Raw genomic sequence first — 11,011 nt, 5'->3', positions numbered from 1 at the left:
CGTGTCGCTGCGTGGAAGCGTCTGGCTGATTTGCTGCCAGAGAGCTTCTATGAGATGGCGACGACGGAGATTAGCCTGGAGCAGGCGCCTGCCGTGGCGAAGAGTTTTATGAGTAATGAGATTCAGGGGCGGACGTTAGTGAAAGTTAGCTAACTTATAGGGATCGTGGTTTTCCGTTAAACCGAGGGCAACTCGAATGCAAGGTATGGTGATTTTCCGTTCACCCGAAAGTTATTCGAACCCTCATGTATCTTTGAACGGTGAACGTATCAAGGGGCTGCGGTAGCCCACTTGATACGTTCACCGTTTCGGTAGATTCAAGGAACACTAAACGCTCAGTGAACGGAACCATGGCTATCTGCAATAAAACAGCAAATTTGATCGGAACCGTCATTACCCCGGCAACACAATATCACTCTCCGCCAACGACCCCATCTCATTGTGCATCGCACATGCCGCATCCACCAGGTGCATCGCCAGCGCCGCACCACTCCCTTCTCCCAGACGCATACCCATCTGCAGATACGGCTCAAGCCCCAGTTTATTCATCGCAATCACCGCACCTTTTTCAGCAGACAAATGCGACGGAATTAAATAATCACGAACACCTGGCGCAATCTGGCAGGCTGCCAGTGCCGAGGCGTAAGACAAGAAGCCATCCAGCACTACAGGAAGACCCGCTGCTGCAGCTCCCAGCATCACGCCGGTCATCCCCACCAGGTCAAAACCGCCCACTTTTGCTAACACATCAATGCCGTCGGTGGCATCCGGATGGTTGGTTTCAATTGCTTTACGCACCACGGCGATTTTGTGGCTCATCTTATCGGCTGGGAAATTCGCCCCCATCCCGACCACATCATCCGGTAGGCTTTCGGTTAACACGCTAACCATCGCCGCCGCAGGGGTGGTGTTCGCCATGCCCAATTCGCCAACACCAAATAGCGTGATGCCTTCAGCAACTTTCTCCAGAGTGAGTTTCATGGTCGCCAGCAGTAAATTCTCAGCTTGTTCGCGGCTCATCGCCGGGCCCTGAGCGATGTTGCCGCTGCCACGCGCCACTTTCATATCCAGCACGCCAGGCAGTGCATCGCTATCAATACCGACATCCACCACATGAATATCTGCGCCGACCGTCGCACCCAACACGCACACACCCGTGTTGTGACGCGTCATGTTCACCGCCTGAATAGCCGTAACAATTTGCGGGGAAATCGCCACGCCTTCGGCATACACGCCGTGGTCAGCACACATCACGAGGATCGCTTTACGTTGGGTATTCAGGCCGTTTTTCATCCCTGGCATTCCCGCCAATTGCACCGCTAACGACTCCAGGCGCCCAAGGCTACCGAACGGTTTTAGCAGCCCATCGATATGCTTCTGCGCACGTGCCATTGCTTCGCTATCAAGGGGGGAAATTGTTGCCAATAAAGAATTCAGTGTTTGCATTTTTTATTCTCTGATACACATGTGTAAAAATCATTTCGCTGGATGACGCTGCGCTTAACCAGCCTGGCAGGCTGGTTTTCGTCGGTCAGATAAGCGAATCCGTCATCCAATAATTAACGTAATAACACCAGCAGGAAAACCACTTCGCCGAGTTCGATAGCGGCACCGAGCGTATCGCCCGTTTGCCCGCCAAGCGTACGGCGCAACATCCAGCCCAAACCGAAAATCGCCAGTAGGGTTATCACTAACGCAATAAGGCCAGTGGCGGGGAGTAAAATAGTACATAACACCGCCCCACCGACCAGAGTGAGGAGTGTTTGTGTGCCCGTCACTTTGCCGATAAACAGATTTCCCAGCCCTTTATCACGGGCATATTGATGACGGTACATCAGCAATACACAGGCGGTGCGCCCGGCAACAGAAGCTGCGGCTAACACCACCAACATGCTGCCCCCGCGTATTGCCAACTCGCTAACCACCAGCACTTTCATCACAATCACAAAGATAAGCGCCAAACCGCCATGCGTGCCGAGGCGGCTGTCGCGCATGATTTCCAGCATCCGGTCACGACTGCGAGCCGAGAAAATACCGTCGCAGGTATCCGCCAGGCCATCAAGGTGGAAACCACCGGTCAGCAGCGCGAGTGCGAGCACGTAACCGAGTGCTGCCAGGGGTAATCCTGCCCACGGCTGTAACAGCGTAAACACCACACCGGCTAACGCCCCCAGCACCAGGCCGACAAACGGAAAGGTGACAATGCCCCGCACGTATTGATGGGTTTCAATCCCTTCAGACCAACGAACCGGCACCGGTATGCGGCTCATAAACTGCAACGTGGCGAAGAACAAACGGAAGATCATTTAATTTTTACTCCAATCCCTGAGACCACCAGCCAAACTTCATCGGCACTTTGCGCCAGACGCTGATTAACGCGTCCGGCAATATCACGGAAATGCCGTGCCAGGCGGTTTTCCGGCACAATGCCCATTCCCACTTCATTGGTCACCAAAATCACCTCCGCCGGGCTTGCTGCGCAGGCTGCCAGCAGAATATCGATTTGCTGATTCACTACTTGCTCCATCACGGCAAAATCCCATTCGTCTTCTGGCATTTCCCCGGCTGCGTCATACAACACATTGGTAATCAACGTGGTAATACACTCCAGCAGCACGGCTTCTTGCGCATCGTTTTGTGGCGTTATCACAGTGTTTAAATCGCGATATTGTTCGACGGTGCGCCAGTGTGTAGGCCGGCTGTCGCGGTGATGCTGTATACGCTGTGCCATTTCGCTGTCGAATATTTTCGAGGTGGCGATATACAGCACTTGCGGGTAATTTGCCGCCAACTGTTCCGCATGGTGGCTTTTCCCGCTCCGGGCACCGCCCGTGACTAATTTCATACCGATGGCTCCTGATGCTCCCGCATAATCTGGTATATCCGCGCAATATCGATGTTTTCGCGCATCGAGTCAGCCAATATATTGAATTGATTATCTTTATGTTGTTGATAGTCGAAGCGCTCACCTTCCCACACGTTCAGCCCTTTGCGCAGGCGCAAGCTGTCCAGCAGGCTGCGGGTAAATTCACCACTATCAAACAGGCCATGCAGATACGTCCCCAGTACGCGTCCATCCTCGCTGACTGCGCCATCAAGGTTATGATAAGGCTGAGTATTACACTCGGTAAACGTCGCAAACGGTGAAGTGTTTGCTCCGCGCTGAGTCTCACCCATATGGATTTCATAGCCCTGAAGTGCTGCACCTGAGCTTGCGGCAAACACGCCAGGCAGCGGCGTTTGAACGTGTCCGGTAACAAGGGTGGTGGTTTTTTCATTGGCGAAACGGGTGACGACATCAAGCAACCCCATGCCTGACATTTCCCCAAGTCCCGATTCCACCTCATCATAAATATGATTCCCGAGCATCTGATAACCGCCGCAAATGCCCACTACCGCACCGTCACGGCGATGATGGGCGAGTAACGCTTGCTCAAGGCCATTTTCCCGCAGCCAGCGCAAATCACCGAGGGTATTTTTACTGCCCGGTACAATCACCAGGTCACTGTTTTGCAGCTCATCGGGTTTGACTACATAACGTAGACGCACATCAGGTTGCGCTGCCAGCGCATTAAAATCGGTGAAGTTCGACATGTACGGCAGTTGTAACACCGCGATATCCAGCGCTTTGGGCGCCACTGAGTCGTACTTGCCGCGCTCAAGCACCACGCTGTCTTCATCTTCAAGATCAACATTCAACCACGGCATTACCCCTAAAACCGGCACACCGGTTAACGCCTCGATTTGTTCGATACCGGAGTAAAGCAGCGCCACATCCCCGCGAAACTTATTGATGATGACCCCTTTTACGCGCCATTTTTCATGCTCAAGCAGCAAGGCAAGGGTGCCGTAAATCGCCGCGAAAACGCCGCCGCGATCAATGTCCGCCACCAGAATCACCGGGCATTCAGCGAGTTCCGCCATCCCCATGTTGACGATATCGCGGTCGCGTAAATTGATTTCAGCGGGGCTGCCTGCCCCCTCCAGCACCATCACTTCATGCTCTGACGCAAGGCTCTGGTAAACCTCGCGAATTTGTGTTTTCAGTTGCGGTTTATAGTTGTGATAAGTGACCGCATCCATATTGGTGGCAACTTTCCCCATCAGCACTACCTGCGCTTTGCAGTCACTGGTCGGCTTGAGCAATACCGGATTCATGCGCACATCTGGGGCAATTCCCGCCGCTTCAGCCTGGAAAATCTGCGCCCTGCCCATCTCTTTGCCATCCGGTGTAATGCCAGAGTTAAGCGCCATATTTTGTGATTTAAACGGCGCGGTGCGCAGGCCATCCTGGGCAAAAATCCGGCACAGCCCTGCCACCAGCATGCTTTTGCCAACATCTGAGGCGGTACCCTGAATCATTATTGCAAGGCTCATAAAACTTCCTTTTAAAACGCACAAGGTGTTGAACAATTGAGTTTCAGTTTTACACAGCACTGCCCGAACTCGCTGTGTGTTAATCCTGTTGAGATTGAGCTCTACACAGGCGAAATCAGCAATGATTTCCCTAATGATTTCTCTCATAATTTCAACAGAAAGCCCCGGGATTGTTGCTGATTCATCGGGGTCTTAGGTTATGCCAATCGTCAGCCCGCGCAATGCGGCAAACAGCAGCAAAGCAAACAGCGAAGCCAACATCATGAGTTGAATGGTGAGGGTAATGTCGTCGATGGCGACACCGCGCCGCTCATCCCCGATCCACGGCTTTTCTACCTGTTCGCCAAAATAGGTGTTCGGACCGCCGAGTCTGATTCCAAGCGCTCCTGCCACCGTGGCTTCGGGCCAGGCGCAGTTTGGGCTGCTGTGTTGGTAACGGTCGCGCCAGCCGATGCGCAAAGCCTGATGGGGATTGGCGCGTAAACAAAAGGCTGCAATGGTCAGCAGCAGCCAGCTCAGGCGTGCAGGCAGATAGTTGGCGAGGTCATCGAGTCGAGCGCTGACATAACCCATTGCGCGGTATTTTTCGGTTTTGTATCCCACCATGGAGTCCAGCGTATTAACCGCTTTGTAGGCCATCGCCAGCGGTGCGCCGCCTAACATCAGGAAAAACAGCGGTGCAATCACGCCATCAACACTGTTTTCCGCCACGGTCTCCACCACCGCACGCGTCATTTGCGGGCGTTCCAGTTGCGAGGTATCACGCCCGACAATCCACGACAGTTTTTCACGGCTTTCGGCGAGTGTTCCCTCTTTCAACGCGCGGTACACCTCGAGTGCGGCATCGCTCAGGCAACGAGCAGCCAGCACGGTGTAAATCATCCACACTTCAACCAGCCAACCGAGCCATGGATGCAGCAGATTAGCGAGGTATAACACACCCCAACTCACGGTCCAGGTCACGCCCACCACCACCAGCCAAAGCACACCACCACCGATTTTCAGTGCGCGGTCGCTTTTGCAAACCAGCCGTATCTGGCGCTGCATGACATTAATCAAGTTGCCAATCCAGCGAACCGGATGCGGCCAGTGCGGCGGGTCGCCGAGCCAGTAATCCAATAACCAGGCCACACCCCAGGCAAACAATGTCATAGAGCGTTCCTCGCAAAAGATAACCACGGGTTGAGCAAACCAGGGCGTAGGGCAAAATGCACAGGGAGAGGGGTGATTTTGAAAGGTGGGACGCGAACACCACATTGCATGAATGTGCGGAACAACCCAAGCGTGACGGTGGTTTTAGCGCAGCCGCTACGTGTGCCTGCAATGACGAATGCGTGTTTTGCTGCCGCTACCATGGTTGCCTTATGACTGTTTCGGCAAAGCGCGGATGTCAGCATGTACGCGCAACCTGGGGCTGCAGGCATCTGATGACAACTGACTTCCCACCGAAGGCGTTGTTTAGGGTCCTACCCAACATGATTCGAGGTGCAGCCAACACACCGGCAAATGGGAAGTAGGACGGGTATAACTGACAAGTCGGTCTTCTGGCTTAGCGTCATTCTTACCCACCCTTCCCAATCAATAGATCAGTGGTTACGTGGGTTCGTCGGCATTACAGCAGCGGGGGCTGCGGGGGAGTTTCACCCCCTTCCCAGCCACAATACCCTTCATACTTAGAGCCGCAGGGGCATTGGCAGTCTTCGCTCACCCCGGTCACTTACTTTAGTAAGCTCCCGAGGATTCACTGCGTTGCCGCCTTCCTGCAACTCGAATTATTTTGGGTATTTATGTGGCATAAACGAGTCAGTTGTCGAATTATTTAGGCTTTGGTGATAATGGTTCACCAGTTAACTGAATGACAAAACAATTATCACTCACGTGAATACATAAATGCGAACACAGTGTAAAAGCCATATGACATTCTATGTTGTGCTATGACAATTTTACTGTTTTTTTAGCCTTGCGTGAAGAAGACAAAAGGGATTCTACGATGAACATAAGTTGCCAACATTATGGCTGAAGCACGATGCCCGGCATCTTGTGGGGAATTCATTCAGGGCTGGATTGGCGGCAGTGAAAAGCTGGTCTCCTGCCCGATAGACTGGTTTAGTACCGTTGAAGTACGAGACGGTGCAAAACTACCGACTGAACGCCTACGTATGCGCCAGATACTGGAGCGGGTTGTGGCGTATTTTGGCTACCCTGCCGCATTAGCTAACAACCTCAGTATTGCACTAGAATCCACGGTTCCGGTGGGAAAAGGGATGGCGAGCAGCACCGCAGATATTGCGGCCACCGCCGTTGCGACAGCACGCCATTTAGATGAAATATTAGATGAAGCCACCCTTGCCGCGTTGTGCGTGCAAATCGAACCCACAGACAGCACGCTGTTCCGCAGACTGACTCTTTTTGACCATCTCCACGCGCAAACTATCGCCAGCTGCGAACCCGCACCAGCGCTGGAACTTCTGCTGCTGGAAAGCAATGCCACGCTTTTGACGGAGGATTACCATCGCCAAAAACGCGAGGCCGCATTAATGAGCCACGCCGACGAACTGGACAGAGCCTGGCATCTTTTGCAACGCAGCTGCCTGCAACAAAATACCCGCTTATTAGGCATGGCGGCGACGCTCAGCGCTGTCGCAAGCCAAGAGCTGTTAGCTAAGCCAATGTTTACCCAACTGTTAGGTTTGATTGAAGAGTTTGATTTATATGGGCTGACTGTCGCACACAGCGGGAGTGTAGTGGGGCTGATGCTTGATAGCAGCAAACATGATTGCCAGAAAATTCTTTGGCAGATTAAGCATTCTGCTATGAGTGCCTGTTACCCACGCCAATATCTGGTGAAGGCAGTTAAAGGCGGCGTGCGCTAACTCGAGGCGAAAAAAACCGCCAGCGCGGTAACACCGTTAGTTTAAGAACGAGATATCCGGGGCGACCACCGGGTTTGGCGTCCCTCCGGGAACCAAATCCCGGTGTTTCCCCTCATTCATTGGCTTAAGTGAACGGTGTTACGCGATAGCGGCGGTTTCATAAATAGTCTTTACGCTAAATAATTCAAGTTGCATCGAGGCTACATCGCCGCAAGTCCCCTGGAGCTTACATCAGTAAGTGACAGGGGTGAGCGAGGAGAGCCAACAAAGAGGCAGCTTGAAGTATGACGGGTAAGATTATTCGGTTTTGATTTCGCCCATCACTTTAAGTTTTTTGGAAATTTCACGACGTTCTTTAGACAGCTCAGCATTTTTGATGATGTAGTCATCAACACGGTCTTCATAGTCGGTTTTCATGCTGGCGATGATGCCCTGAATAGCTTCAATGCTCATACCCGGCTTGATGTAGTCGCTCAGGTTATCAAGCAGCAGAACACGTTTTGAGTTATCACGGATCTTTTTCTCTACGTCCTGGATTTCACGCTGCAGTTTATTTTTGCGACGGAACAGACGCACGAACTCAAGCACGTCCTGGAAAGATGGTTTAATTGGTTCCATTTTTATACCCCTGCTAATTTCATACTCGGATTCGTTAAGACAGCCGCCGAAAGATGACTTTAAAGGTTGCGGCGGCCGCTGACAATTCTTTTACCCCACCGTACTTTGGGGTGCTGCGTTCTACTTCAAGCTACGCGATTCAAAGCGACAGCCCGAACAGTACAGGCGATTGGTCTGTTTCGCTATCTTAACCTCAATTGCTGCTGAATCGAAACCAGCAATTCACACCTGAGTAAGCAATTATTTGCGTAACGCGCGACAGATCAACTGCGACAGCAATTCTAGTTGACGAGCAAGTTCCATACTCAACCAGACGTAACCATGAATCGGGGTTTCCTGAAGCTTCCCATTTTGACCAAGTTGCATCATTTCTCGCAACTCGCTGACGATTTCCGTCAGTTTTTCATTGTTTGCCGAAATAGTCGACGGGTTGCCATCGTGCAATGCTTGGGCAATAGCGACAAGCGTGCCCTGTGTCATTTGTTGCATTTCGCGCAAAGTTTGCGCATTAATCATCAGAAAGTGGCTTTCCCGTGAAGCCCAATACGCGTTGACCTGCAACTCCAGTGTACACACCATATTGCGGCTAACAGTCTGTATCGCCTCGAAAATCGACTTTTGAATATGTGTTTCTTTGCTGCTCGGGCCAATAAGCGCGCGCATTCTTACCACATCACCGAGCACTTTCTGTAAGTGTTTTTCCAGACGCGGTCTGTCTAATAAGTTAGGTGAAAATCCGGCGTTGTAAACCCGACCAAAGGCGGTGACAAAGTTCGCCATTTGTATACGCCAGTGAATAAAGGCGCGCTGCGGATAAATGCTGGTAAATAGCATGGCCAGCAGTGAGCCAAAGATAACATCGCCACTACGCCAAAGGGCGATTTCCATGTCCCCGGCAGGTGCCCCTACCACGACGGCAAGGGTGATGCCAATTAGCAGAGCCTGATACGGGCGTTTCCCCAGAGCCAGATATCCGCAGATAAACATGGCAATTGCGCACCACACCAACATAAGGGGGAGCGAGAACAGTTCCAGTTTCAGCGCCACAAGCCCCATGGCCGCCCCACAAATCGTCCCCCCAATACGCTCAAAGGCGCGTGGCACGACGTTGCCCCAAAACGAGATTGGCCCCATCACGACCACAAGTGTGATAAGCGGCCATGTCCCTTCTGGCACTTTGAGAAGATGAACAATGAGAAACGTGAGAACAAAAGCCAGTGCGATACGGATACCATGCACTATGCGGTAATTGCGGTAAACGCGGATCTCAAATGGGCTTAGTGATTTGTCAGGACGCACACACCGCTCCCCGTGAAAGAAAAAACGGGATTGTACCTGTTTTTCTGGAATCAACATCACAAAGTTAGGGGGCTTTCACCCCCTTATACCCAAAATAATTCGAGATGCAGGAAGACGGCAAGTGAAGGAGTCCCGATGAGCTTACTTGAGTAAGTGATTCGGGTGACTGTATGCGGCCAACGCACATGCAACTTGAAGTATGGTGGGTATAGCATTAGATTTTATCTGCCACCGGAATGTACATATCTATTTCCCACACGCCACTTTCTGACCCGTCATTCAGATAGTGTTCGAAGCACGGTTTCCCGGTCATGTGGTAGCTATGATTGGCGAGGACGCTATCAAAAAAGAGGTTCCACGGTTTCGCAAAATCGTCGTCATCCACGCGGGCACGGGCAACGGCATACTGCCCACCCTCGATGCGAGTCTCGATGACACCTTCGCTGTTATCCGGCACGGTAAAGTTTTCAGTCACCGAGACCACGGTGTCGCAACGCAATTTTTCTGCTGGCACCACATCGGGGTTGTCGTAATAAACCGCCAGCCATTCCTCACCGACTATCTTGTGGGTTTTAACCCACAGGGCGAGTTGTTCAAAGCCTTGATGAACCGTTTTCTCCCACGGCCCAACCATATGAAAACCAGCGACTTTACGTTCATGAACTTGCTGTACATTAAATTCCATATGACCTCCTGACTCGATTTAAAAACACTGTATATTTATACATCACTCTAGAGCAGGAAAACAATCCTTTGTCAGGGTGATGTGGTTACTTTACGAGCGGGATCGCTTTTCGCAAAAATTCAGACCCATTAATCATCGTTGCCAGAGCATCGCCGTAAAGCATCGTTGTAGAGCATAGTACAGCCAATAAAAACGGGTCGACATTGCTGCCGACCCGTTGTGCAGACGTCCGATGTTTTACAATGTGTGGCTCAGATAATCACCCAATCGGGACCAGGTGCTGCCCTTTTTAACAGCAGAAAGTGTGACCAACGGCCAGTGCGCAATGAGCTTGTCACGATCAAAGAGTTCGATTTCACCCACCTGTTGGTTGGCGGCAATAGGCGCTTCTAACTCTGGCTTGTCGAGGACATATTTGGCTTTAATGTTCGGGACTTCAGACTTTGGCAGAGCCAGGAAAAGGTCCTGATTGGTCCCGACTTCGATCTGTTTTTGATCGCCGTACCAGATAGCCTCAGTACCAATTTTTTTGCCTTTATGCAGAACCTGTACGGTATCGAAGTTATCCTGGCCCCAGTGCAGTAATTTGCGCGCCTGGTCTTCGCGCCCTTTAGCGCTTTCAGCCCCCATCACCACCGCAATTAAACGGCGCTTGCCCTGAACGCTTGAAGCGATAAGGTTATAACCCGCACTCGCGGTATGTCCGGTTTTCAGGCCATCCACATTCAGTCCTTTGTCCCACAATAAGCCATTACGGTTTTGTTGCGTGATGCCATTCCAGGTAAGGCTGCGTTCGCTGTACATATGATAAAAATCGGGTTCACCGTGGATTATCGCGCGGGACAGCACGGCAAGATCATAGGCGGTGCTGTGCTGCCCTGGCGCATCCAGGCCATGAACCGTTTCAAAATGGGTATCGCGCAAGTGGAGTTGCTGCACGTATTTGTTCATCATTGCCACAAATTGCGGCTGCCCGCCGGCCACATAATCGGCCAGTGCGACACAAGCATCATTACCAGAATCAATAATAAGGCCACGGCTCAAGTCGTGCACCGTCAGCCTGTCACCGGCTTTCAGGAACATCAGTGATGAGCCATCAAAGACCGGATTACCTTTTGCCCAGGCATCTTTACCCACGGTCACCCAATCGTTTGCCGAG

Annotated in this window: 11 protein-coding genes, 1 pseudogene and 1 riboswitch; of the genes and pseudogenes, 2 read left to right on the top strand and 10 right to left on the bottom strand. The window is 51.9% G+C overall.

Features of this window, described 5'->3' with window-relative positions; genetic code table 11:
- Window positions 1-153: pseudogene (locus VJY99_RS14640) on the top strand (oxidoreductase); the annotation flags it as partial.
- A gap of 240 nt (window positions 154-393) precedes the next feature.
- Here VJY99_RS14640 and cobT read toward each other — a convergent pair.
- The 6 genes from cobT to VJY99_RS14610 all read right to left on the bottom strand — a co-directional run bounded on the left by cobT (window position 394) and on the right by VJY99_RS14610 (window position 5,732).
- Window positions 394-1,446 (bottom strand): nicotinate-nucleotide--dimethylbenzimidazole phosphoribosyltransferase, encoded by a 1,053-nt coding sequence (gene cobT, locus VJY99_RS14635; protein ID WP_324119716.1) that lies wholly within the window; start codon window positions 1,444-1,446, stop codon window positions 394-396.
- 113 nt (window positions 1,447-1,559) lie between these two features.
- The gene (gene cobS / locus VJY99_RS14630; protein ID WP_324119720.1) at window positions 1,560-2,303 is read right to left on the bottom strand and encodes an adenosylcobinamide-GDP ribazoletransferase; all 744 of its coding nucleotides are present in this window, start codon (window positions 2,301-2,303) and stop codon (window positions 1,560-1,562) included.
- Window positions 2,303-2,845 carry a bifunctional adenosylcobinamide kinase/adenosylcobinamide-phosphate guanylyltransferase gene (gene cobU, locus VJY99_RS14625; protein ID WP_324119714.1) on the bottom strand — a complete coding sequence of 181 codons (543 nt, stop codon included), beginning with the start codon at window positions 2,843-2,845 and terminating at the stop codon, window positions 2,303-2,305. The genes cobS and cobU overlap by 1 nt, the downstream gene beginning before the upstream one ends.
- Window positions 2,842-4,377, bottom strand: coding sequence for a cobyric acid synthase (locus tag VJY99_RS14620; RefSeq protein ID WP_324119712.1), 1,536 nt, complete (start codon window positions 4,375-4,377; stop codon window positions 2,842-2,844). Before VJY99_RS14620 ends, cobU begins: the two co-directional genes overlap by 4 nt.
- Before the next feature lie 192 nt (window positions 4,378-4,569).
- A complete protein-coding gene (cbiB, locus tag VJY99_RS14615; RefSeq protein WP_324119710.1) occupies window positions 4,570-5,529 on the bottom strand; it encodes an adenosylcobinamide-phosphate synthase CbiB in 960 nt (319 codons plus the stop codon).
- Window positions 5,526-5,732, bottom strand: coding sequence for a hypothetical protein (locus VJY99_RS14610; protein ID WP_324119717.1), 207 nt, complete (start codon window positions 5,730-5,732; stop codon window positions 5,526-5,528). The genes cbiB and VJY99_RS14610 overlap by 4 nt, the downstream gene beginning before the upstream one ends.
- 162 nt (window positions 5,733-5,894) lie before the next feature.
- Window positions 5,895-6,060: riboswitch (cobalamin riboswitch) on the bottom strand.
- A 329-nt stretch (window positions 6,061-6,389) separates the two neighbouring features.
- Between VJY99_RS14610 and VJY99_RS14605 the strand changes: the two genes are divergently transcribed.
- Window positions 6,390-7,250 carry a GHMP kinase gene (locus tag VJY99_RS14605; RefSeq protein ID WP_324119708.1) on the top strand — a complete coding sequence of 287 codons (861 nt, stop codon included), beginning with the start codon at window positions 6,390-6,392 and terminating at the stop codon, window positions 7,248-7,250.
- 297 nt (window positions 7,251-7,547) lie between these two features.
- Here VJY99_RS14605 and VJY99_RS14600 read toward each other — a convergent pair whose 3' ends face one another.
- From VJY99_RS14600 to dacD, 4 genes are all read right to left on the bottom strand, one after another.
- Window positions 7,548-7,868, bottom strand: a complete 321-nt coding sequence (locus VJY99_RS14600; protein WP_324119706.1) for a DUF496 family protein — start codon at window positions 7,866-7,868, stop codon at window positions 7,548-7,550.
- A 240-nt stretch (window positions 7,869-8,108) separates the two neighbouring features.
- The gene (locus VJY99_RS14595; RefSeq protein WP_324119704.1) at window positions 8,109-9,167 is read right to left on the bottom strand and encodes an FUSC family protein; all 1,059 of its coding nucleotides are present in this window, start codon (window positions 9,165-9,167) and stop codon (window positions 8,109-8,111) included.
- Window positions 9,168-9,381: 214 nt separating this feature from the next.
- A complete protein-coding gene (sbmC, locus tag VJY99_RS14590; protein WP_324119702.1) occupies window positions 9,382-9,852 on the bottom strand; it encodes a DNA gyrase inhibitor SbmC in 471 nt (156 codons plus the stop codon).
- A 237-nt stretch (window positions 9,853-10,089) separates the two neighbouring features.
- A partial coding sequence (gene dacD, locus VJY99_RS14585; RefSeq protein WP_324119700.1) for a serine-type D-Ala-D-Ala carboxypeptidase DacD occupies window positions 10,090-11,011 on the bottom strand: 922 nt, incomplete at its 5' end.

This window comes from Buttiauxella sp. (genome assembly GCF_035271705.1).
Lineage (GTDB): Bacteria > Pseudomonadota > Gammaproteobacteria > Enterobacterales > Enterobacteriaceae > Buttiauxella.
The sequence above is the reverse complement of the archived record's forward strand: the minus strand, read 5'-3'. Positions and strand labels throughout refer to the sequence as shown.

Coding starts and splice junctions, on each gene's coding strand:
- VJY99_RS14620 (WP_324119712.1), bottom strand. CDS start 4,377: ATGAGCCTTGCAATAATGATTCAGGGTACCGCCTCAGATGTTGGCAAA.
- sbmC (WP_324119702.1), bottom strand. CDS start 9,852: ATGGAATTTAATGTACAGCAAGTTCATGAACGTAAAGTCGCTGGTTTT.
- VJY99_RS14600 (WP_324119706.1), bottom strand. CDS start 7,868: ATGGAACCAATTAAACCATCTTTCCAGGACGTGCTTGAGTTCGTGCGT.
- VJY99_RS14610 (WP_324119717.1), bottom strand. CDS start 5,732: ATGGTAGCGGCAGCAAAACACGCATTCGTCATTGCAGGCACACGTAGC.
- cbiB (WP_324119710.1), bottom strand. CDS start 5,529: ATGACATTGTTTGCCTGGGGTGTGGCCTGGTTATTGGATTACTGGCTC.
- cobU (WP_324119714.1), bottom strand. CDS start 2,845: ATGAAATTAGTCACGGGCGGTGCCCGGAGCGGGAAAAGCCACCATGCG.
- VJY99_RS14605 (WP_324119708.1), top strand. CDS start 6,390: ATGGCTGAAGCACGATGCCCGGCATCTTGTGGGGAATTCATTCAGGGC.
- cobT (WP_324119716.1), bottom strand. CDS start 1,446: ATGCAAACACTGAATTCTTTATTGGCAACAATTTCCCCCCTTGATAGC.